Raw genomic sequence first — 21,815 nt, 5'->3', positions numbered from 1 at the left:
TAACAGCCGTTTGGAGCTCCCATGTCTGAAGAACGTCCCGAAGGCACCCTCTTGCTGCGCACCCTGGCCATGCCCGCCGATACCAATCCCAGCGGCGATATCTTCGGTGGCTGGCTCATGTCCCAGATGGACATGGGGGGCGCCATCCTGGCCAAGGAGCTGGCCCGTGGCCGGGTGGTGACCATCGCCGTGGACGGCATGACCTTTCACCGGCCGGTGGCGGTGGGGGATGTGGTCTGTTGCTACGGACGCTGCATCCATGTGGGCCGCAGCTCCCTCAAGGTCCACCTGGAAGTGTGGGTCAAGCTGGTGGCGCGGGAGCCTATCGGTGAGCGCTACCGGGTGACCGAGGCGGTGCTGACCTATGTGGCGGTGGACCCCGACGGGCGTCCCAGGGCCATTCCCCGGGAGGACAACCCAGAGCTGCAGGCCGCCCTGGCCCAACAGGCGGATAGCCCGACGGCCTGCCGTTAGGCGCCGGTGCGCTTTGGCTGGTGCGAGGGATGGCTCACCTCGTCCCCGGGATGGGGGTCAAACAGCGGTGGCGCGGCCTCCGGCTGTTGGTCGCGTCGGCGACGACTGATGGCCCACCAGCAGGCCAGCACGGTGCGCGCGTCTATCTCCTCGCTGTGCAGGCGGGCCACTCTGGCCTGCCAGGCCGGGGAGGGATCCAGGGCCAGCAGGCTGTTGAGTTTCTGCCGTTGCCACAGCCGTTGATAGATAAGCTGCCGGCATCGGGGCCAGGCACGGGCCCGACAGGCCCCCAGCAGGGCACAGCCGGGGCGGGCCAGCTGAGCACGCAACCAGCGTTTTAGTGGCGTCCGCAGCCACCAGAGCCCCACCAAAGCTCCCATCAGCGTCAGCAACCAGGGTCCCCAGGCCCTGAGCCAGCTGCGCAGGTTGTGGTGCACCTCGAGCGTCCTTCCCGCCAGGGTCAGCGTCTCCAGCTGACCGGTTTGACTGTTCCACCACTGCAGCCGGATGGGCGGCAGCTGCAGGCGGCCGCCTTGTTGCAACACATAGGTGATCTGATCCTGCCGCCGTGCCTTGAGGGTGCCGCGGTCGTTGCCATCGTCAAACTGGCTGGGGTCGGGGTAGGCACTGTATCGGGCATCCGGGGGGGCGGTGAGCAGTGGCGGCAGCAGCAAGGCCAGGGTGTCGTCGGCCTGCAGGCTGATCTGCCGGCGGATGCTGTCGCCTACCTGGAGACTCTCCTGGCTCAACTGCCATTCCTGGCTCAGCTGGGCGGTCGGTGCCACCAACCAGGGCTGGCTGTCGTCGAGGGGGGGCCGCTGGGCGTCAAATTCCAATGGCTCTGTGTGCAGCGTCACGCGCTGGGGGCCCTGATCCGAGGCCACCTGAATATGCACCGCCAGGGCCGGCAGGCGATAGTGACCGGCCTTGGTGGCAAACAGCGGCAGATCCCAGCGCTGGTGGGACCAGCTCTGACCCTGCTGGGCTTTGGCGTAGTTGTAGGCCGACAGGTTTTGCCGGGGACTCAGCAGGTTGGCTACCGCCAGCTCGTCCACCTGGGTGGCGGCGGCAAACCAGCGGTCGGTGGCCACGTCTATGTGCAGCACCAAGGGCTCGTTGACCGTCACCATGGCGGGCTTCTCCTCGTTGGCGCGGCTCAGCCAGCTGTTGAGGCTCACGGCAGGGGCGGCCGCCTGTGCGACCAACACCAGCCCCCACCACAGCCCCAGCAGGGCACAGGTGTGGCGGGTCAGACTCAGGATGCGGCTAGGGTGTGACATGACCGTCCTCCCGTTGGCGCAGCTGGATGGCGAACTTGGCCCGCAGGAAGCTCTCAGGGCGCTGCTGTACTCGCTTGAGCCACTTATCCACCAGGGTGGGATCCGTCAGCAGGCTGTCTGCATCCAGGGTTTCCTGGATCAGGCTGTCTCGGGCCACCTGCTCTTGCACGCCATCGCTGGTCTGAGGTGCCTCGCCCAGCTCGCGGGAGCGTTCCATGGCATTCTCCCCGCCGGCCTGGCTTTCGGTTTGCCGGTTGATCTCCTCGATGAGTGCCTGGATCTGCTGGAGGTTGTGCTGCGCCGGGGCAAAGTCCGGCTGCGCCTTAAGCAGGGCCTGCAGGCTGGCCCGAGCCGCCACATATTGGCGCTGACGGGCCAGGGCGTTGGCGTGATACAGGCGCATCTGGGGATCGTTGAAGCGCGCAAACAGCCGCTCGGCGCTGGCGTACTGGCCGGCATAGTAATAGGCGATGGCCTTGCGTCTGAGATCCTGGTAATGCTCGGCTGCCGTCAGATAGTCGCCCTGCCGCCAGTACCACTGGCCCTGCTGATCGGCGGTGAGCCACAGATCCAGCCAGCCGTTTTTCAGCCGGGTGGGCCAGTCGATGGCTGCGGGCGCGTCGGTGGCGGTGCCGGCGGCCAGGTGCCGTGCCGGCTCGGCCTGGGCGGGGGAGCTCAGCAGCAGGCCGGGCAGCAGCAGACCCAGCAAGGCCCACTGCACCAGCCAGCCGCGGCGGAACCACAACAGCATCAGCAACATGATGGGCAGCAGCAGGCCATAGCCCATCTCTTGCCAGGGTTGCCGGTTGTTGGGATCCAGCTCCGCCATGGCCTCCACCTGGGCCTTGACCCAACGCATGTCGCCATCATCCAGGGTGAGATCATGCAGGCGGCCCCGGCAACGGTCGGCCAGGGCCTGCAGATGGGCCCGCTGCAGCGGCAGATCGCTGGGCCGCCGGGGATCCCCCATGGGCAGGATCAGCAGGGCGACACTGTGGGCCTCGCAGAACGATTGCCAGGCATCCAGTTGGGACGGATCCACGTCATTGGTCAGCAGCAGCAGGCTCAGCGGCGGGCCGGACTGGGGAAGCAAGGGCGGCAGTAACGGCAGCACCTGGCTGCTGTCCTGGCCGGGCCTGGGCATGACACTCGGCCCCAGGGCATTGAGCAGGGGGGCGAACACGTCTGTGTCCCGGGTCAGCGGCATGGTGAGGTGGGCGCTGCCGGCGTAGGCGATGAGGCCCGTCTGGCCCCCTGCTCGCAGGGTCAACAGATCCTGGATCTTCTGTTTGGCCCGTTGCAGGCGATCCGGCGGCACGTCCTTCTCCTGCATGGCATCGCTGGTATCCAGCAGTACCATGAGGGCCGCCTGATCGGCGCTGAAGGGCGAGGGGGCCCGCCGCCAGGTGGGGCCGGCAGCCACCAGGGTGGTGAGCAGACCGATCAGGGTCAGGGCCAGCAGGGGGGCATAGCGTTGCCAGCTGTGCTGCCCCACCGTCAGGGCGTCGCGCAGATGGGGCGGCAGGCGGCGCTGCCACTGCTCCTGTTGCTGCAGCTCCCGCCATTGGCCGTAGAGCAGGGCCGCCAAGGGCAGCAGGGCCAGCAGCCACCCGGGGCGCAGGAAGTGAAAACGGGCCAGCAGGGCCAGGGACTCATCCAGCATGTGACCTCCTGCGGTGACGTTGCCAGCTAGCCAGGCTGAAGGCCAGCAGGTGCATGACGAGCACCGCCATCATCAGGTAGGGAAACAAGGGATACTTGGGCTGGTAGCGCTCGCTCTGATAGACCCTGGGTTCCAGGGCGTTGATGCTGTCATAGGCCTGGGCCAGGGCCTGCTGATCCATGGCGACAAACAGCTGACCGCCGGTGGTCTCGGCCACCGCCTGCAATGTGTTCAGATCCAGGGCCTGCTCACCCTGGGTCTGCGGATCCCCCATGGCCACCAGGTGCAGCCGCACCCCACGGCTCTTGGCCAGGCGGGCCGCCTCCTTGGGGGGCACCAGGCTGTCGGTGTCATTGCCATCGGTCAGTATGATGGCCAGCTTGTCCCGGCTGTCGGCGGCCTCCTGTTCGCTCAGCAGCTTGACCGCCAGTCCCATGGCATCCCCCAGATGGGTATTCTGACCCGCCATGGGCACCTGGGCCTCGTCCAGCAGGGCGAGCCAGGCGGCGTGGTCGGCGGTGAAGGGCGACTGGACGAAGGCGGCGTCGGCAAACAGGATGAGCCCCAGTCGATCGCCGGCCCGCTTGGCCGCGAAGTCGTGCAGTACCGCCTTGACGGCGGCCAGCCGGCTCAGGTGTTGCCCCGTCGCCGTGGTGAAGTCGGGGGTTTCCATGGAGCCGGACAGATCCACCACCACCATCAGATCCCGCCCCGCCTGCTCTCTTTGCTGGGGCGCGGCCAGGTAGAGCGGGTCGCTCAAGGCCAGGCAGGTGAGCAGCCAGGCCAGCAGCAGGTTGAACCGTTGCCAGCGGGCCGGCTGCAAGACGGTGGCGCCCTGGGTCGGCTGTATGTCCAGGGCTGACAGCAGGCTGTCGAAGAAGGGCACCTTGATGGCGCTTTGCCGGGTGCTGAAGGCCGGTACCAGGCGGTAGATGAGCCAGGGCAGGGGCAGCAGCAACAGCCAGTAGGGGGCTTGCAGGGTCAGGTTCATCGCCGGCCTCCTGGCAGGAGCCGGGGGGCTTGGGGATGCCGATGTTGCTGCAACCAGAGCTGGGTGAGGCCTTGCAGCAGCAGGCACTGGGCGTGGCTCAAGGTGCAACCGGGATCGATGAGGCTGCGCAGCCACTGACGCCCCAGTGGTGAGTCAAACTGGCCCTGTTGTCCGGCCAGAGTATCCAGGTCAGTCAACAGCCCCTCATCCAAGCGGGGCGCCAGCGATGGCTGCACCAGGCTGGCGGTGTGCTTGAGCAGCAAAAACAGCTGTGAGGCGAAGTTGGCTTGCTTGGGTTCCAGTCTTGCCAGTTGCGCCAGGGCCTGGCGCCGGTAGCGGTAGAAGCGGTGACGGCGCAGGGCCTGGATGGCCAGCGCCAGCAGTCCCAGCAGTCCCAGGGTGCCCAGTAGCTGCCAGCCCAGGGTGTGAGGCCACCAGCTGACGGCCGGCAGAGGCGCCACGTCGACCATCTCTTTGAGCAGGGGCCAATCGGGGGGCATGGGGGTCATAGGCCGGCTCCCAGGGCGCGCCGCAGCTGGGCCAGGTGCTGGCCGCCGGTATCCAGCTCCAGCAGCGGCAGCTGGCTCATCTGCATCAATCGTTGCAGCTGCTGGCGGCGGGCCAGGGTCTGTTCTGCCAGCCGGGCATTGGCTGCCGCCAAGGTGCGTCCCTCGGCCAACTGCAGCTGGCGGGTGCCATCGGAGATGACCCAATCGGCCTGTTGCACCTCGCCTTCCAGCGGATCGGCGACCCAGAGGCAGAGCAGGCGACAGTGGCGTTGCAGCTGTTGCAACTTGGCGATTTCGGCCTCGTCGCACTGGTGAAAATCACTGACGAGGACGATGAGGGCATCTCGCTCCCGTCGCCGCAGCAGGCGATCCAGCAGCAGACCGAGGCTGGAGTGGCTGCCTGGCTGGGAATGTACGCTCAGGGCCTGGTTGATCTCTGCCAACTGCTGCAGCTGGCGCAGATAACGGCTGGCGCTGCGCACCGGCGTGTTGATGAACACCTCGTCATCGTTGAAGGGGCACAGGGCCAAGCGGTCGCTGTGCCGGATCGCGGCCCAGCCCAGTAGGGTGGCCACCTGGGCGGCCACCACCGACTTCATGGTGTCCACGGAGGCAAAAAACATGGTGGCCCGCTGATCGACACAGATCAGCACATGGTGATCCTTCTCCTCGGTATAGACGCGGACATGGGGCTTGCCGGTGCGCAGGGTGACCCGCCAGTCCAGCTGGCGTATGTCATCGCCGGGGCGATAGTGGCGCAGCTCCTCGAAGTTGAGGCCCCGCCCGCGCAGGTGGGAGATGTGCCGCCCGCTGATCAGCTCCCGCAGCCGGGCCACCGGCGGCAGCTGGTACAGGGGCTCCTGGGCCCGCAGGGCCACCAGTTGTCGGTAGCTGCAGTAGAGGCGTGAGTCCTGTGTCTGCTCCATGGCATCACCCAATCAACACCTGATCCAGCAGGGTCTGGATCACCTGGGCGCGGCTGATGCCGTCGGCGGCGGCGCCGTAGCCAAGACTCAGCCGATGCTCGAGCACGGGGCGGGCCACGGCTCGTACGTCGTCCGGGGTGACATGATCCCGCCCGGCCAGCCAGGCCGCCGCCCGGGCGCAGCGATCCAGGGCTATGGTGGCTCGTGGGCTGACCCCTACCTCCAGCCATTGGGCCAGCGGGGTTTGGGGGTAACGGGACGGATCCCGGGTGGCCATCACCAGGTTCACCAGGTAGCGATCCACCAGCTCGGAGACCTGCACCTGGGCGATCTGGGCGCGGGCCTCCAGCACCAGGGCCGGATCCAGCTGTGGCAAGGGGGTCGCGCCCTCTTGCTTGGCCTGGGCGCCGGTCTCCTCTCCTCGCACCAGCCGCACCACCGCCAGCTCATCGGTCTCCTGGGGATAGTCGATGGTGATCTTCAGCATGAATCGGTCGATCTGGGCCTCGGGCAATGGATAGGTGCCCTCCTGCTCGATGGGGTTCTGGGTGGCCAGCACGATGAAGGGCTGGGGCAGGGGGCGGCTGGTGCCCCCCACGGTGACGGCGCCTTCGGCCATGGCCTCCAGCAAGGCGGCCTGTACCTTGGCCGGCGCCCGGTTGATCTCGTCCGCCAGCAGTATCTGATTGAACACGGGCCCGGGCTGGAAGGTCAGCAGTGGCTTGCCGTCGGGACTCTCCTGATAGAGATCGGTACCTGTGACGTCCGACGGCAGCAGATCCGGGGTGAACTGTACCCGGCCGAAGCTGGCGCCCAGCCCCTGGGCCAGGGCCTTGACTGCCCGGGTCTTGGCGGTGCCGGGCAGCCCCTCCAGCAGCACATGGCCGCCGGCCAGCAGGCCGATGATGATGCCCTGTGCCACCTGGGTTTGACCTATGACGCTTCCCTGCAGGTGGGAAAGCAACTGTTGCATGGCCTGATGGGATGGATTCATGTTGGCGTGCCTTAGGTGTGATTAACGGGGTTCGCTTTGGCGCAGCAGGACGGCGATGCCCGTCAGCATGGGCGCCACCTCGTCGAAAAAGTGCCGCAGTCCACTGCACAGGTAGTTGAGCCCGGGCTCACCGTCCGGGGTGGTGAGCAGCCGATTCTTCGGACACTCGCCCCAGCACAGCTTGAGGTGTGGACAGGCGCGGCAGTAGGCCGGCAGACTGTCGCGTTTGGCCAGGCCAAACGCCAGCTGCCGGGTGGAGAACACCATCTCGTTGAGGGGGTGGTCCTGGATCCGGCCGACCCGATACTCGGGGTAGACATAGTGGTCACAGGAATAAACGGCGCCGTCGTGCTCGATGGCCAGTCCCTTGCCGCAGAATTCGGCGGTGACGCACAGCTGGGAGGGCTGCCCCAGGGTCTGGGCCACCGCAGTTTCAAACAGGTTGACCAGCACCCGGCCCAGGTCGTTGTTAACCCACTCCTCGAACACGACGGTGAGGAAGTGTCCCCAGTCATCGGGATCCACCGACCAGTCGGTGACCACCGACATGGGGTGGCCCGGCTTGCTTTGCGGCGAGCCCAGTGCCGGCATCTGCTGGGGCGTCCAGAACTGCGGCGCCGTGCTTTGATAGACCTTGGGTTCCACACAGGGGGTGAATTGTATGTAGGTGGCCCCCAGCTCCCGGGTCAAAAAGCGGTAGACGGCCAGTGGCTGCTGGGCGTTGAGCCGGTTGACCACCGTCAGGGCGTTGAAGGGCACGCCGTGCCGCTTGAGACAGTCGGCGGCAGCAATGACCCGATCGAAGGTCGGTTTGCCGCTGCGGGTGACCCGGTAGTGATCGTGCAGCTCCCGGGGGCCGTCGATGGACAGGCCTACCAGGAAGTTTTCTTCTTTCAAGAAGCGGCACCAGTCGTCGTTCAGCAGCAGGCCGTTGGTCTGCAGATCATTTTGGATGGTGACGCCCGGAGGACAGTATTGTCGCTGCAGGGCCACCACCTGGCGGTAATAGTCCAGCCCCAGCAGGGTGGGCTCGCCTCCCTGCCAGGAGAAGACCACCTCGGGACCATCCTGACTCTCGATATAGCTCTTGATGAACTGCGCCAGGGTGGCCTCGTCCATGCGAGGCTGCTTGGGCTGGTGCAGCAGCTGTTCCTTGTGCAGATAAAAGCAATATTGACAGTCGATGTTGCACTGGGAGCCACCGGGTTTGGCCATCACGTGGAAGCGGCGCTGGTAGCTCGGTTGGGCTCGGGTATCCTTCTGGGCGGTAGCCAGGGGGATGAGTGGCATCTGGGTGGTGTCGTTCGCGAAGGTTTTTTTCATCGGCCCTCCTGTTGGCAACACGGGAGCCGGCTTACGCCGGCTCCCAAACTACGATGTTGGCTTATTGACCCAGGGTGCTGGCGTCCACCGTGAAGCTGGCCGGCTTGAAGCGCGGCGGAAACTCCTTGAAGGTGGCCAGCATCTTGGCGGTCTCGGGCTGAGCTATGCCTGAGACCAGGAAGATGCGATCGTACATCCAGTCGTTGTAACTCATGGAGTTAACACCACGTTCAAAGGGGTCGTTGTACAGGTCCACCAGCAATGGAACCCGCAGCGGGGTGAAGGGTTTTTGCCAGATGTCGAAACCTGTTTCATGTTCCTGGATCATGAAATGGAACTTCCAGCGGCCATGGCGCATGGCCAGCAGATCGCCATCGTCGCTCCAGTAGAAGAAGTTCTCACGCTTGCCCGGGCCCTTGCCGGTCAGCAGATCGCTCTGATCATAGCCATCCAGATGCACCTTGTAGGACTTGCCCTGCACCGTGGTGCCTTTGAGCAGCTCATCCTTGGCCTTGGGATTGCCGGCCCAGCCCACCAGGGTGGGGAACCAGTCCTCGCCGGCGAACATGTCGTTGATGACGGTCCCTGGCTTGATGTGGCCAGGCCACTTGATCATGGCCGGTACCCGGAAGCCGCCTTCCCAGCCGGTGTTCTTCTCACTGCGGAAGGGGGTTATGCCGGCATCAGGCCATGTCGTCGTCATGGGGCCATTGTCGGTGGTGTAGATAACGATGGTGTTCTCTTCGATCCCCAACTCCTTGATTTTCTTAAGAACCTGGGCCACCTGGTTGTCGTGTTCCAGCATGCCGTCGGCGTACTCACCCTGGCCGCTCTTGCCGCGATAGTCGGGGCCCACATGGGTGTGGTTATGCATGCGGGTGGTGTTGACCCAGGCGAAGAAGGGCTTCTTGGCCTTGACCTGGCGCGTCATGAAATCATCGGCGGCGGCCAGGAACTCGTTATCGACGGTTTCCATGCGCTTGCGGGTGAGGGCGCCAGTATTCTCCACCTTGCCATCGGCATAGGACTTGATTACGCCACGGGGGCCGAATTGCTTGAGGAACTCAGGATCCTTCGGATAGTCCTCGTTTTCCGGCTCTTCTTCGGCGTTGAGGTGATACAGGTTGCCGAAGAATTCGTCAAAGCCGTGGGCGGTGGGCAGGTATTCATCCCGATCGCCCAGGTGGTTCTTACCGAACTGGCCGGTGGCGTAGCCCAGGGCCTTCAGCATGGTGGCGATGGTGGGATCCTTGTCGCTAATCCCCACAGGTGCGCCGGGCAGTCCCACCTTGGAGAGGCCGGTACGCACCGGCATCTGCCCCGTGATGAAGGCGGAGCGCCCGGCGGTGGAACTTTGCTGGGCGTAGTAGTCGGTAAACTTAGCCCCTTCGGCGGCGATGCTGTCGATGTTCGGAGTCTGATATTGCATCATCCCCTGGTTGTAGGTGCTGAGGTTCCAGTAACCCACATCATCGCCAAAAATCACCACAATATTGGGTTTTTGCTCGGCCGCCTGCGCCGTCATGGATGCGGCGGCCAACGCCACGGTGCAGGCGTTGAGTGTGAGTTTGGTGACTGGACCTAAGCCGGTTTTTTTCCCCATGATTCTCTCCTTGTCTGGCATCACTGGTGGCGGTGCCATACCGCCGTCTTTTGCTACTGCTATGACTTGAAAAAACTGGTGCTGAAAAAAACGCATCGACGGACAACAGACAACCCGGCGGTGCTCTTTACTTTGAGCGTATTGCTGTGCAGATTCGTGTTGTTGGGAAGCAAACGGATCTAAGAAGCAAGATACACCCGAGATGCTTGTTTGACCAGTCGGGAGCAGCTTTGTTTGAAAGCCTTTTCCGCTGTGGCTCGCTCGACTGCTATATGGCTACCCCGGTTGCGTGTCCGGCGTATGACAGACGGTGTCGGCAGTTTATCAATGAAGACAATCAAAAAGAGGAGAGTATCGGGATGAGACACATCAAGATGACAACTTGGCTGGCGGGCCTGCTGTTGTTGGGGCAGAGTCTGGCTTGGGGCGCCGAACCCTTGCCCTCCTGGCAGAATACGGCACCTAAGCAGGCGATTCTGGCGTATGTTGCCAAGGTCACTCAGGCGGATTCCCCGGATTTTGTCCCGGCGGCCGAGCGGGTTGCGGTGTTCGACAACGACGGCACCCTGTGGCCTGAGGCCCCCATGCCTTTCCAGTTGGCTTTCGCGCTGGATGAGCTGAAGCTTCAGGTACAGCAAAAACCGGAGTTAAGGCAGGATCCCATGGTGAAGGCGGCGCTCTCCGGCGATCTGGCCAGCCTGATGGCGGGTCCGCATCATGAGGGCCTAATGCATCTGCTGGCCTTGACCCATGCAGGCATGACCACGGACGCGTTTGCCGCCCGGGTGCGAGCCTGGCTGGCTACGGCTCAGCACCCTCGTTTCCACCGACCCTATGTGCAACTGGCCTACCAGCCCATGCTGGAGCTGCTGCAGTACCTGCGAGAGCAGGGTTTCAAGACCTATATCGTTTCTGGCGGCGGTGCCGATTTCATGCGGGTCTTCGCCGAGTCTGTCTATGGCATAGTGCCTGAGCAGGTGATCGGCTCCAACAGCCTGACCCGTTTTGAGCGGCGTCCTGGCGGCCCTGTACTGGTAAAGACCATGGATCAGCTCTACGTGGATGATAAGGAGGGCAAACCCGTTGCGATTCATCAGTTTATCGGGAGACGCCCCATCGCCTGTTTCGGTAACAGCGATGGTGACCAGGCCATGCTGGAGTTCGTCACCCAGGGCAATCCGCATCCGGCATTCGGGCTCATCATCCACCATACGGATGCGGCAAGAGAATATGCTTACGATGCTAAGCCGCCCGCCAGCGGCACACTGGTGACCGCCCTGGCCGCCGCACCTGAGCAAGGTTGGATCCTGGTGGATATGCAAAAAGACTGGAAACAGGTATTCACACCCTAGGTGCAGGGAGCGTAAAAAAAGGCCCTGATTGCTCTGGGCCTTATTGATTTGGTGGAGCTGGGGGGAGTTGAACCCCCGTCCGAAAAACCTACATCCTCAGTACTACATGCTTAGTCACTCTTTACATTCGCCGGCCGACTGCGGAGCGACACGCCATCGACAGACTAGCCTGATTGGTTTTAACGCTTCCACCCCAGGCAAGGCTTCCACGCGATCCTATGAAGGGTGACCTTCCGTTTCCCTAGCACATAGGCAAGCTAGGGGAGAAGGGCTCTGCGCAGGTTATTAAGCTGCCAGTGCGTAGTTTTCGTCGTTTGCGACTATTTTTTTGCGGTTTGTTAACGAGGCCTACCGCACCTCGGCATGCACCTTGGGTTTCGAGTGTCCCGTCGAATCCTGAATCAGCCCCAAAAGTGTTACCTGTATATTACTACAGTTTGGTTCTTTGTCCAGCCTAGCGAGCCTTGTTCTTCATCATGCGATCCTTATCCCGCTGCCATTCCCGCTCCTTGAGGTCCTGGCGCTTGTCGTGTTCCTTCTTGCCCTTGGCCAGGCCAATCTCGACCTTGACCCAGGGGCCTTTCCAGTACAGTGCCAGGGGGATCAGGGTGTAGCCCTGGCGTTCCACCAGGCCGATCAGCCGCTCTATCTCGCTCTTGTGCATCAGCAGCTTGCGAATGCGGGTGGGGTCGCACACCACGTGGCTGGAGGCCAGGTGCAGGGGCGTGATATTGGTGCCGAACAGGTAGACTTGGCTGTTTTGCAGCAGCACATAGCTGTCGCCGAGATTGGCCTTGCCGGCACGCAGGGATTTGACCTCCCAGCCCTGCAGCTCCAGGCCGCATTCGTATTTGTCTTCGATAAAGTATTCGTGACGGGCTTTCTTGTTCAGGGCTATGGTGCTGGATGTGCTGCCGCCCTTGCCGTTCTTCTTCACCATGCGGTTCTTGTCTCCCGTTTCGTCAAGCGGGCCATTATACGGGCTGCGCCGGTTTGGCGAAAGGGTGGGCTGGCGGGGGTGATTTTACCGGGCCAGATGCTAGAATCGGCCCCCTGTCACTGCAGGAGGAGCCATGGCTCAGTTACACCGTAGCGCCCTCGTCATGTATAGCGCCGAGGAGATGTATGCCTTGGTCAACGATGTGGCGGCTTATCCCGATTTTTTGCCCGGCTGTGTGGGGAGCCGGGTCATCAGCCATTCTGACCATGGCATGGTGGCTGAGGTATCTGTGGCCAAGGCCGGTATCCACAAGCAGTTCACGACCCAAAACACCCTGGTGCCGGGGCGGGAAATCCTGATGGAGCTGGTGGAGGGCCCGTTTCGGCAGCTGCAGGGGGTTTGGCGCTTCACGCCGCTGGATGATACCGCCTGCAAGGTGGAGTTGAGTCTGGCCTTTGAATTTAGCTCCAAGTTGATTGAGACGGCCTTCGGGGCCATTTTCCGCGAGTTGGCCGGCGCCATGGTCAAGGCGTTCAGCCAGCGCGCCAAGGAGGTGTATGGTGTCCGATAAGACGAGGGTGGAGGTGGTGTATGCCCTGCCACAAAAACAGACGCTGCTAAGCGTGGCGTTTACTGAGGGGCTGACGGCTCGCCAGGCAATCGAGCGCTCCGGCATCCTGACCCGTTACCCCGAGATCGATCTAGCGCAGTGCAAGATTGGCTCCTATAGCCGACTCATCCCCCTGGAGGAGCCCCTGCTCGGCGGCGAGCGGATCGAGATTTACCGACCGCTGCTGGCGGATCCCAAGGAGCTGCGTCGCCTGCGGGCCGAACAGGCCGCCAAATCGGGTCAGTAACCAGCGCGATGTACGCAAGACACAGAAGCCCTCAAACGAGGGCTTCTTGCATGGTGAGGGTGGGGCTTAGAGGGGCTGGTTGAACTGCGGCGCCTTGAAGTCGCCGGAGAGCTTGTCCAACTTGCCCTGGGAAAAGTGCAGGCTCAGCAGCTTGCGATCCACCTCGCCGTTGCCCTGGCGCAGGTAGTAGAGGTAGTTCCACACCTGAGGGTCGAAGCTGTCGACGAGCAAGGGGGCGCCCAGCACGTACTCCACCTGCTCCTGGCTCATGCCGGCGCGCAGCTGATCCACCTGCTTTTGCTCGACATAATTGCCCTGAGGGATATCAATCTTGTACACACAGCCGCTGGTGAGCAGCAGGCTGGAGAGAAGGGCCGCACAGGCCAGGGTGGATTTGCCCATAGAATGCTTCTGTATGCGTGGCTAAAAAAGTGGGCTTGATGATAGCGGGAACCGCGCGGATGTAAAAGGGCCAGAGGCGGCTCCCATGGGCTGGCTAACAGACTTAACCGAGCGCGCCGGGTAATAGGAGTGAGGATGGGAGCTACGACACTGGGGCTGGGATTGCTGCTGACGAGCCTGGGGGTGCCACCCTGGGCGGGCCTGTATGTGGCGGATGCCGGGGTGAACAGCTTTCAGCCTTGCGGCCGCAGCGAGGTCTATTGGGTGAGCGGGACGGCCCCCGTGGTGATGGCGCTGCGCGAATACGCCCTCAAGCACAAGCAAACCCCCTATCAGGCCTTCTACCTGCAGCTGGAGGGGGAGTTGCAACCTGCCCCGGTCAAGGGGGACGGAGCAGGCTATGCCGGGCTCTTACTGCCTCGGCATGTCATGCAGCTCTCCGCCCAGTTGCCGGCGCGCTGCGTTCGCCTGCCGGGGGATTAACCTGCGCGGCGCAGGCGGGCCATGTAGAAGCCGTCAAAACCGCTGGCCGCCGGGCTCACCGTCTGCTCGGCCAGCAGGCTAAAGCCGCTGTCCGCTGCCAGGAAGCGCGCCACCTGCTCCTGATTTTCACAGGGCAGCAGGCTGCAGGTGGCGTAGACCAGCTCGCCACCGGGTTTGACCATGCGGCTGTAGCGGCTGAGGATGTCCGCCTGCAGATCCATCAGGATCGGCAGCCGCTCGGCGGTGTCCCGCCATTTGGCATCCGGATTGCGCTTCAGCACCCCAAGGCCCGAGCAGGGCACATCCAGCAGCAGGCGATCGGCACTCTCCTTGAGGCGCTTGATGGTCTTGCTGGAGCTGATGAGCCGCGCCTCCACGTTGTGGGCGCAGGCGCGGCGGGCTCGTTGCCGCAGGTTCTCCAGCTTCCACTCTTCCACATCCATGGCCAGCAGCCGGCCCTTGCCGGCCATCAGGGCGGCCAGATGCAGCGTCTTGCCACCGGCGCCGGCGCAGGCGTCGATCACCCGCATGCCGGGCTCCACACCCAGGAAGGGAGCTATTTGCTGGGAGCCGGCATCCTGCTGCTCGAACCAGCCCTGCTTGAAGCACTCGGTGCGGAACAGGGCGCCATCGGAGAGCACCTCCAGGGTGTCGGGCTGACCGGCCAGCAGGCGGGTCTGGATATGTTCCCGAGCCAGCTTGTCCATCAGTTGCTGCGGTTCGCATTTGAGACGGTTGACCCGCAGGTAGCGTTTGGGCGCCAGCGTCAGGGCATGGCGTTCTGCGGGCCATTGCTTGCCCAGCTGGGCCTGACCCAGAGCCTCGAGCCACTCCGGGCAGCCATCCCAGAGCACGGGATCCCCCTTGGCCTGGGCGCGACGGGTCTCGAACGCCTTGAGGTTGAAGCGATCGGCGGTGGGGTGGCTGGGCAGTGGCAGATCGTGGAATTGGTGCCAGACACAGATCAGGCCCCAACCGGCGGTGGCCGCCTCCGCCAGCGGCACATCCGCCAGATGGCAATAGAGGCTCAACCGACGCAGCAGATCCCCCACCAGGGTGGCGATGCGGGCCTGCTCGCCGGGGCCCATCTTGAAGTTGGCAAACTCACGGGCGTAGGCCCGATCCAGGGTGGCACCCTGGGTCAGGACGTCGTCGAGAATGGTGACGGCCCGCTCGGCCTGCCAGGAGGTAAGGGAGATCTTGATCATGCTGGTTACCCGGTCAGAAAAACCGCGTGATGATAGGCGCTGGCAAGGGCACTGGCAACCATGTCGCCGGCTTTCTTGCCCATGACCTTGTCAGGGGCGCGGCCTTGGCGCACACTGCCCAGCTGAAATTGGCTAGGGAGGACGAAAAGATGTTGGATATTGCCGACTTGCGCCGTGAATATATCAAGGGCGGTTTGCACCGGGAGGAGTTGCCGGTGGAGCCCATCGCCCTGTTTGAGCGCTGGCTCAAGCAGGCCTGCGAGGCGCAGCTCTCCGATCCCACCGCCATGAGCGTGGCCACCGTGGATGCCAGCGGCCAACCCTTCCAGCGTCTGGTGCTGCTCAAGCACTTCGACCAGCAAGGCTTCGTGTTTTACACCAACCTGGGTAGCCGCAAGGCCCAGCAGATCGCCGGCAACGCCAAGGTCAGTCTGCTGTTCCCCTGGCATACCCTGGAGCGGCAGGTGCATGTCACCGGGGTCGCCGAACCGCTTTCCACCCTGGAGGTGGTCAAGTACTTCCACTCGCGCCCCAAGGATAGCCAGATCGCCGCCTGGGTCAGTCGCCAGTCCAGTCGGATCTCGGCCCGAGGCCTGCTGGAAGCCAAGTTCATGGAGATGAAGCAGAAGTTCGCCAACGGCGAGGTGCCGCTGCCCAGCTTCTGGGGCGGCTACCGGGTACGTTTCGATTCGGTGGAGTTCTGGCAGGGCGGCGCACACCGTCTGCACGACCGTTTCCTCTATACCCGGCTGGGGGAAGGCAAAGACGCCTGGCATATCGATCGCTTGGCGCCCTAGTTGCCCGAGAGCCGGCAGCCCGGACAAGTCGCCGCAAGGCAGGCGCGCCGGCGCGCCAGGCTCTACACTCAGGGGGCGATACCCTGGGTGGAGGCAGCAAGATGGAATGGCAACGCTATGACTATCGGATCAGCACGGAGCCGGCCCGCCTGCAGCGGGGGCTGATCCATGAGCTGCTGAGGCAGCACTATTGGAGCAAGGATGTGTCGGAGGCCCTGGTGGAAAAGGCCATCGCCGGCAGTCTGTGCTTCGGTCTGTATCGGGACGACGCCCAGTTGGGCTTTGCCCGGGTGGTGACGGATAAGGCAACCTTTGCCTATGTCGCGGAGGTGTGGCTGGATCCGGCGCTCGATGAGCCGGCCTTAGGGGAGTGGCTCATCGCCACCGTGCTCTCTCACCCGGATTTGCAGGGGCTGCAGCGGGTGCTGCTCTCCGATCCCCAGGTCAATGAGCTGTACCGGCGCCATGGCTTCAATGCCCCGGCGCACCCTGAGCATTGGCTGGAGATCTTCAATCCCGAGTTGTGCCGGGAGGCCCCCCATATCCTGCATTGACGCGCGCCGCTGGTGGCATAAAAAAGCGAGGCCCTTGGGCCTCGCTTTTTGCATCTTGTTGACTGGGTGACCTTATTTGAGGTCGTCCACCAGGCCAACGGCGCGGCCGATATAGTTGGCTGGCGTCAGCCGCTTGAGCTCGGCCTTCACCTCGTCCGGCAGGGCCAGGGTGTCGATGAACTGACGCATGCCCTCGGCATCCACCCGGCGACCGCGGGTCAGTTCCTTCAACTTCTCATAAGGCTTCTCGATGCCGTAGCGGCGCATCACCGTCTGGATGGGCTCGGCCAGCACCTCCCAGTTGCTGTTCAGATCGGCGGCCATGTTGGCCTCGTTGGCCTCCAGCTTGGAGATACCCTTCAAGGTGGCTTGGTAGGCGATCAGGGAGTAGCCGACGGCGACGCCCAGGTTACGCAGCACTGTGCTGTCGGTGAGATCCCGTTGCCAGCGGCTGATGGGCAGCTTGGCGGCCAGATGGTCGAACAGGGCGTTGGCCAGGCCCAGGTTGCCTTCGGAATTTTCGAAGTCGATGGGGTTGACCTTGTGGGGCATGGTGGAGGAGCCGATTTCCCCTGCCACGGTACGCTGCTTGAAGTGACCCAGGCAGATGTAACCCCAGATGTCCCGATCGAAGTCGATGAGGATGGTGTTGAAACGGGCGATGGCGTCAAACAGCTCGGCGATGTAGTCGTGGGGTTCGATCTGGGTGGTGTAGGGGTTCCAGGTCAGCCCCAGGCTGGTGACAAACTGCTCGGAGAAGGCATGCCAGTCCACGTCCGGGTAGGCGCTGAGGTGGGCGTTGTAGTTGCCCACGGCACCATTGATCTTGCCGAGGATCTCCACGGCGGCGATCTGCTTGACCTGGCGCTCCAGCCGGTAGGCCACGTTGGCCATCTCCTTGCCCAGGGTGGTAGGGGAGGCGGGTTGGCCGTGGGTACGGGAGAGCATGGGGATGTCACGGTATGCGTGAGCCAAACGTTTTACTTCATCCACCAGTTTTTGGCACACCGGCAGGATCACCTCTTCCCGGGCGGTCTTGAGCATCAGGCCGTGGGAATTGTTGTTGATGTCCTCGGAGGTACAGGCGAAGTGGATGAATTCACTGACTGCATTGAGCTCGGCATTGTCGGCCACCTTCTCTTTGAGGAAGTATTCCACCGCCTTGACGTCATGATTGGTGGTGCGCTCAATGGCCTTTATCCGGGCGGCATCGGCCTCGCTGAAGTTGGCGACGATGGCATCCAGCTGGGCATCGGCCGCCGCCGAGAAGGCCGGCACTTCGGGGATGCCGGCATGGCGTGCCAGGTGTTGCAGCCAGCGAACTTCTACCTCGACGCGAAAGCGCAGCAGGCCGAATTCGGAGAAAATGGGCCGCAGGGCGGTGCATTTGTCGCCGTAACGACCATCGATGGGCGAAACCGCAGTCAGGGCTGACAATTCCATGGATAGACTCCTGAAAGTAAGGGGTTAGTGTCGATTGAGCGCGTTGCGGGCGGTTTCCACCAGACCACGACGGGCAAAGAGGATATGGCGACGACGGCCGCCCAGTTGGCGCCACAGCACGCAGGCACGGATGCCGGCCAGCAGCAGGGCGCGGACCTTGTGTTGTACCGCCGGCTGTTGCAGGAACATCGGGGTACCGGCCACCTGGATCCGCGGTCCCAGGGGGCTGATGATTTCGCTGTAGATGCTGGCCAGGTTGGCCAGCACCGGCTCGTCCAGCAGGTCAAAGTGATGGCACTGGCGTTTGACCTGGGTGATCCGCTCTCCCAGCATGGAGAGCATCTCCTTGCGGGCGGCCAGCTTGCGCTCAAGGGCCACCAGGCTCACCACGTAGCGGGTCAGCTCGGGATCCTTGCGCTCGCCATTGCCCAGCTGGGTAATGAGGGCCTGATAGCCATCCCGCAGATCCGGGTGGTCGCCAAAGACCTCCTCGGGGTGTTTCGGATCGGTCACCAGTATGCTGGACAAGGCTTGACGCAGGGCTGCATCGTCACACTGGCCTTGGCGGGCCACCTGCTGAACGAGAAAGGCCGCCTGGCAGATGCCGGCGAAGGCCATGGTGCGTTGGGTTTGGGCGTTGCTCATCATGACTCCTGCAACTTGAATCTGTGCTCGATAACACCACCACCCAGGCAAACCTCGCCCAGGTAGAAGACGGCAGACTGGCCAGGGGTGACGGAGGCCTGCGGGGTGGCAAAGGTGACGCGGATGCGATCCTCATCCAGGGGCTCCACCCGGCAGGGGATGTCCTGCTGGCGGTAGCGGGTCTTCACTGTGCACTCGAAGGGGGCCGTGATGGGCTGGCGGTCGACCCAGTGCAGCTGGCTGGCCACCAGGCCATCGGAGTACAGCCGCGGGTGATCATGGCCCTGGGCGACGATCAGGGTGTTGCGCGCCATGTCCTTGTCCACCACGTACCAGGGATTGTCATCAGAGTCTTTTCGACCGCCGATCCCCAGCCCCTTGCGCTGCCCCAGGGTATGGTACATGAGTCCCTGATGTTCGCCGATGATCTGGCCGTCCACTGTCTCGATGGGGCCGGGTTGTGCCGGCAGGTAGCGGGCGAGGAATTCGCGGAACTTGCGCTCACCGATGAAGCAGATGCCCGTGCTGTCCTTCTTCTTGGCGGTCACTAAGTCCAGCTGCTCGGCAATCTGGCGCACGGCGGGCTTTTCCAGCTCACCCACCGGAAACAGGCTCTGCCCCACCTGCTGATGGCTGAGGGTATAGAGGAAGTAGCTCTGATCCTTGTTGCCATCGAGGCCACGCAGCAGGCGCGGCGTGCCGGTGCTGTCGTCCCGTCTTACATAATGCCCGGTGGCGATGTAGTGGGCACCCAGCTCTTCGGCGGCAAATTCCAGGAAGGCTTTGAACTTGATCTCCTTGTTGCACAGGATATCCGGGTTCGGGGTCCGACCGGCCTGATACTCGGCCAGAAAGTGCTCGAACACCTGATCCCAGTATTCAGCCGCAAAATTGATGGTGTGCAGGGGGATGCCCAGCTTGTCACAGACCGCCTGGGCATCGGCCAGATCGGCGGCCGCCGTGCAGTAATCCTCGCCGTCATCCTCTTCCCAGTTTTTCATGAACAGGCCTTCGACCTGATAGCCCTGCTGTTGCAGCAGATAGGCGGAAACGGAGGAATCAACCCCGCCGGACATGCCGACGATGACCTTGATGTGGCTGTTGTCTGTCATAGGAAGCGTGTTGTGAAAAAAACTGTGCGCATTCTAGCAGAAATTGACGGCAAGACCCAGAACCCCCTCAGACGCAAAAACGGCGATCCTTCAGGCTGGCCAGTGGCAGGCGCACACCGCTTAAGTAATCTTCGAAACACTCCATGACCAGGGGACTGCGCAGCCGGCGACCCAGCTTGCGGATCTCGGGCATGGTCAGCCAGTGGCAGGCGAGGATGTCGTTGTCAGGATCCTGGGGCGCATGGTCACCCGGCGCCTGGGTCAGCTCGCAATAGAAGCAAAAGCGCAGGTAGGTGAGCTTGCGGTAGGGGGTGGAGAACAGGTAGGTGCCCACCCAGCCATCCGGGGTCAGGGTCAGGCCGGTTTCTTCTTGCACCTCGCGCATCACCGCTTCTATCAGGTTTTCACCATGCTCCAGATGGCCGGCCGGTTGATTGAACACATGACGTCCATTGCGCTCCTGCTCCTCCACCAGCAGATAGCGGTCTTGCCAGCGGATGATGGCGGCGACGGTGACGTTGGGCCTAAATCTCATGTTCATGGTGTCCAGTGGCCTGGTGCCAAAGTGTCCAGGCAATAAGGGCCGATGCAAAGCTGCAAAATAGGGTTCTTAGCTTGAAAATCCGAGCCAGGCGCGGAGCTTATCACTCCAGTCAAGTCATCACAGCCCATTCTGGTCACGATCTTGCTATCTGGCGGCGCAGATAGGCTTGCCATCCAGGGCGAGGCTGCTGCCGAAGGGGAGCAAGGGGGTTGGAGCAAAAAAAGACCCATATCTTGGGGGCGATGTTAACAAACTGTCGCCAACTGAGATATGGTGAAGCACGGCCTCGGGTTTGTGATTTTGCATCCGTCTGCCAATGGGCTAAGATGGCCCGCGTTTTTAAGGGCTTGCCCGCCTCACGTCTGCAATCAGGCCGATCCGCTCTGGCTAGATGCCCAATCGACGGCCTGGTGACACTCTGATAACAACCGGAAGTTAGGAGACACCGATGGAAACTAAAGTAGTCGTGCCCGCCACCGGCGAAAAGATTACGCTCGATGCTAACGGCAAGTTGGCCGTACCCGATCATCCCATCATTCCCTTTATCGAAGGGGATGGCATCGGTGTGGATGTGACCCCCGCCATGCTCAAGGTGGTGGATGCCGCCGTGGCCAAGGCCTATGCCGGCAAGCGTCAGATCGCCTGGATGGAAATCTACACGGGTGAAAAATCCACCAAGGTCTATGGTGACGACGTCTGGCTGCCTGCCGAAACCCTGGACTTCATCCGCGAATACCATGTGGCCATCAAGGGCCCCTTGACCACGCCGGTAGGGGGCGGCATCCGCTCACTGAACGTGGCACTGCGGCAGGAGCTGGATCTGTATGTGTGCCTGCGCCCTGTGCGCTATTACGAGGGCACCCCCAGCCCGGTGAAGCGTCCTGAACTGACCGATATGGTGATCTTCCGTGAAAACGCCGAAGACATCTATGCCGGCATCGAGTGGAAGGCCGATTCGGCCGAAGCCAAGAAGGTCATCGATTTCCTGCAAAACGAGATGGGGGTGAAGAAGATCCGCTTCCCCGACCATTGCGGCATCGGCATCAAGCCCATGTCCCAGGCCGGTACCAAGCGGTTGGTGCGTGCGGCCATGGAATACGCCATCGACAACGACCGTGACTCCGTGACCCTGGTACACAAGGGCAACATCATGAAGTTCACCGAAGGCGCCTTCAAGGATTGGGGCTATGAGCTGGCCCGCGAGGAGTTCGGTGCCGAACTGATCGACGGTGGTCCCTGGTGCCAATTCAAGAACCCCAAGACCGGCAAGCAGATCATCGTCAAGGACGTGATTGCCGATGCCTTCTTGCAACAGATCCTGCTGCGTCCGGCCGAGTATGACGTGATCGCCTGTATGAACCTCAACGGCGATTACATCTCCGATGCCCTGGCCGCTCAGGTAGGCGGTATCGGCATCGCGCCCGGCGCCAACATCGGCGATGGCGTGGCGTTGTTCGAGGCGACTCACGGCACCGCACCCAAGTACGCCGGCCAGGATAAGGTCAACCCCGGCTCGCTCATCCTCTCTGCCGAGATGATGCTGCGCCACCTGGGCTGGGTGGAAGCGGCAGACCTTATCGTCAAGGGCATGGAAGCGGCCATCCGCAACAAGACGGTGACCTATGACTTCGAGCGTCTGATGGACGGTGCCACCCTGCGCAAGTGCTCAGAATTTGCTGACGACATGATCGCCAACATGTAAGAAGAAGCCGGTT

Annotated in this window: 23 protein-coding genes and 1 other RNA gene; 8 read left to right on the top strand and 16 right to left on the bottom strand. The window is 62.8% G+C overall.

Going from position 1 to position 21,815, the window contains the following annotated elements; translation table 11 throughout:
- Window positions 1-21: 21 nt before the first annotated feature.
- Window positions 22-474 carry an acyl-CoA thioester hydrolase YciA gene (gene yciA / locus ABD847_RS14550; RefSeq protein WP_345014315.1) on the top strand — a complete coding sequence of 151 codons (453 nt, stop codon included), beginning with the start codon at window positions 22-24 and terminating at the stop codon, window positions 472-474.
- Here the strand turns inward: yciA and ABD847_RS14545 are convergent.
- The 8 genes from ABD847_RS14545 to ABD847_RS14510 all read right to left on the bottom strand — a co-directional run bounded on the left by ABD847_RS14545 (window position 471) and on the right by ABD847_RS14510 (window position 9,763).
- Window positions 471-1,754, bottom strand: a complete 1,284-nt coding sequence (locus tag ABD847_RS14545) for a hypothetical protein (protein ID WP_345014313.1) — start codon at window positions 1,752-1,754, stop codon at window positions 471-473. The two genes, yciA and ABD847_RS14545, sit on opposite strands and share 4 nt — an antisense overlap.
- The gene (locus ABD847_RS14540; RefSeq protein WP_345014311.1) at window positions 1,741-3,417 is read right to left on the bottom strand and encodes a VWA domain-containing protein; all 1,677 of its coding nucleotides are present in this window, start codon (window positions 3,415-3,417) and stop codon (window positions 1,741-1,743) included. Before ABD847_RS14540 ends, ABD847_RS14545 begins: the two co-directional genes overlap by 14 nt.
- Complete coding sequence (locus tag ABD847_RS14535; protein ID WP_345014309.1) at window positions 3,407-4,408, bottom strand: vWA domain-containing protein; 1,002 nt, start codon at window positions 4,406-4,408, stop codon at window positions 3,407-3,409. The genes ABD847_RS14540 and ABD847_RS14535 overlap by 11 nt, the downstream gene beginning before the upstream one ends.
- Window positions 4,405-4,917 (bottom strand): DUF4381 family protein, encoded by a 513-nt coding sequence (locus ABD847_RS14530; RefSeq protein ID WP_345014307.1) that lies wholly within the window; start codon window positions 4,915-4,917, stop codon window positions 4,405-4,407. The genes ABD847_RS14535 and ABD847_RS14530 overlap by 4 nt, the downstream gene beginning before the upstream one ends.
- Window positions 4,914-5,843, bottom strand: a complete 930-nt coding sequence (locus tag ABD847_RS14525; RefSeq protein WP_345014305.1) for a DUF58 domain-containing protein — start codon at window positions 5,841-5,843, stop codon at window positions 4,914-4,916. The genes ABD847_RS14530 and ABD847_RS14525 overlap by 4 nt, the downstream gene beginning before the upstream one ends.
- A 4-nt stretch (window positions 5,844-5,847) precedes the next feature.
- Window positions 5,848-6,837 (bottom strand): AAA family ATPase, encoded by a 990-nt coding sequence (locus tag ABD847_RS14520; protein ID WP_345014303.1) that lies wholly within the window; start codon window positions 6,835-6,837, stop codon window positions 5,848-5,850.
- A 21-nt stretch (window positions 6,838-6,858) separates the two neighbouring features.
- Complete coding sequence (locus ABD847_RS14515; protein ID WP_345014301.1) at window positions 6,859-8,160, bottom strand: anaerobic sulfatase maturase; 1,302 nt, start codon at window positions 8,158-8,160, stop codon at window positions 6,859-6,861.
- 61 nt (window positions 8,161-8,221) lie between these two features.
- Window positions 8,222-9,763 (bottom strand): arylsulfatase, encoded by a 1,542-nt coding sequence (locus ABD847_RS14510; RefSeq protein WP_345014299.1) that lies wholly within the window; start codon window positions 9,761-9,763, stop codon window positions 8,222-8,224.
- A gap of 359 nt (window positions 9,764-10,122) precedes the next feature.
- Here ABD847_RS14510 and ABD847_RS14505 point away from each other — a divergent pair, with 359 nt between their 5' ends.
- On the top strand, window positions 10,123-11,115 hold the full coding sequence (locus ABD847_RS14505; protein ID WP_345014297.1) for an HAD family hydrolase: 993 nt from the start codon (window positions 10,123-10,125) through the stop codon (window positions 11,113-11,115).
- A gap of 49 nt (window positions 11,116-11,164) precedes the next feature.
- Here the strand turns inward: ABD847_RS14505 and ssrA are convergent.
- Both ssrA and smpB read right to left on the bottom strand, forming a co-directional pair.
- Window positions 11,165-11,524, bottom strand: a transfer-messenger RNA (tmRNA) gene (ssrA, locus tag ABD847_RS14500).
- 45 nt (window positions 11,525-11,569) lie between these two features.
- A complete protein-coding gene (smpB, locus tag ABD847_RS14495) occupies window positions 11,570-12,055 on the bottom strand; it encodes an SsrA-binding protein SmpB (protein WP_345014295.1) in 486 nt (161 codons plus the stop codon).
- 133 nt (window positions 12,056-12,188) lie between these two features.
- Here smpB and ABD847_RS14490 point away from each other — a divergent pair, with 133 nt between their 5' ends.
- On the top strand, window positions 12,189-12,626 hold the full coding sequence (locus ABD847_RS14490) for an SRPBCC family protein (RefSeq protein WP_345014293.1): 438 nt from the start codon (window positions 12,189-12,191) through the stop codon (window positions 12,624-12,626).
- Window positions 12,613-12,912: an RnfH family protein gene (locus tag ABD847_RS14485; protein WP_345014291.1), complete on the top strand. Its 300-nt coding sequence runs from the start codon at window positions 12,613-12,615 to the stop codon at window positions 12,910-12,912. Before ABD847_RS14490 ends, ABD847_RS14485 begins: the two co-directional genes overlap by 14 nt.
- A 66-nt stretch (window positions 12,913-12,978) precedes the next feature.
- On the opposite strand, the gene ABD847_RS14480 is transcribed toward ABD847_RS14485, so the two are convergent.
- On the bottom strand, window positions 12,979-13,314 hold the full coding sequence (locus ABD847_RS14480) for an outer membrane protein assembly factor BamE (RefSeq protein WP_345014289.1): 336 nt from the start codon (window positions 13,312-13,314) through the stop codon (window positions 12,979-12,981).
- Window positions 13,315-13,449: 135 nt separating this feature from the next.
- On the opposite strand from ABD847_RS14480, the gene ABD847_RS14475 reads away from it, so the two are divergent.
- Window positions 13,450-13,797 (top strand): hypothetical protein, encoded by a 348-nt coding sequence (locus ABD847_RS14475; RefSeq protein ID WP_345014287.1) that lies wholly within the window; start codon window positions 13,450-13,452, stop codon window positions 13,795-13,797.
- Here the strand turns inward: ABD847_RS14475 and ABD847_RS14470 are convergent.
- A complete protein-coding gene (locus tag ABD847_RS14470; protein WP_345014285.1) occupies window positions 13,794-15,005 on the bottom strand; it encodes an RsmB/NOP family class I SAM-dependent RNA methyltransferase in 1,212 nt (403 codons plus the stop codon). The genes ABD847_RS14475 and ABD847_RS14470 overlap by 4 nt on opposite strands.
- Before the next feature lie 149 nt (window positions 15,006-15,154).
- Here ABD847_RS14470 and pdxH point away from each other — a divergent pair, with 149 nt between their 5' ends.
- Window positions 15,155-15,802, top strand: coding sequence for a pyridoxamine 5'-phosphate oxidase (gene pdxH, locus ABD847_RS14465; protein WP_345014283.1), 648 nt, complete (start codon window positions 15,155-15,157; stop codon window positions 15,800-15,802).
- 101 nt (window positions 15,803-15,903) lie between these two features.
- Window positions 15,904-16,356: a GNAT family N-acetyltransferase gene (locus tag ABD847_RS14460; RefSeq protein WP_345014281.1), complete on the top strand. Its 453-nt coding sequence runs from the start codon at window positions 15,904-15,906 to the stop codon at window positions 16,354-16,356.
- 72 nt (window positions 16,357-16,428) lie between these two features.
- Here ABD847_RS14460 and purB read toward each other — a convergent pair whose 3' ends face one another.
- From purB to ABD847_RS14440, 4 genes are all read right to left on the bottom strand, one after another.
- On the bottom strand, window positions 16,429-17,799 hold the full coding sequence (purB, locus tag ABD847_RS14455) for an adenylosuccinate lyase (protein ID WP_345014279.1): 1,371 nt from the start codon (window positions 17,797-17,799) through the stop codon (window positions 16,429-16,431).
- Between the two features lie 24 nt (window positions 17,800-17,823).
- A complete protein-coding gene (hflD, locus tag ABD847_RS14450) occupies window positions 17,824-18,444 on the bottom strand; it encodes a high frequency lysogenization protein HflD (RefSeq protein WP_345014277.1) in 621 nt (206 codons plus the stop codon).
- On the bottom strand, window positions 18,444-19,556 hold the full coding sequence (gene mnmA, locus ABD847_RS14445) for a tRNA 2-thiouridine(34) synthase MnmA (protein ID WP_345014275.1): 1,113 nt from the start codon (window positions 19,554-19,556) through the stop codon (window positions 18,444-18,446). Before mnmA ends, hflD begins: the two co-directional genes overlap by 1 nt.
- Window positions 19,557-19,623: 67 nt before the next feature.
- Window positions 19,624-20,091: an NUDIX hydrolase gene (locus ABD847_RS14440; RefSeq protein WP_345014273.1), complete on the bottom strand. Its 468-nt coding sequence runs from the start codon at window positions 20,089-20,091 to the stop codon at window positions 19,624-19,626.
- 457 nt (window positions 20,092-20,548) lie between these two features.
- On the opposite strand from ABD847_RS14440, the gene icd reads away from it, so the two are divergent.
- Window positions 20,549-21,802, top strand: coding sequence for an NADP-dependent isocitrate dehydrogenase (gene icd / locus ABD847_RS14435; protein WP_345014271.1), 1,254 nt, complete (start codon window positions 20,549-20,551; stop codon window positions 21,800-21,802).
- The last annotated feature ends 13 nt before the right edge of the window (window positions 21,803-21,815 follow it).

It is taken from the genome of Pseudaeromonas paramecii (genome assembly GCF_039540575.1).
GTDB classification, from domain to species: domain Bacteria; phylum Pseudomonadota; class Gammaproteobacteria; order Enterobacterales; family Aeromonadaceae; genus Pseudaeromonas; species Pseudaeromonas paramecii.
Note: the sequence above shows the minus strand (reverse complement) of the source record. Positions and strands in the feature narration are given on the sequence as shown.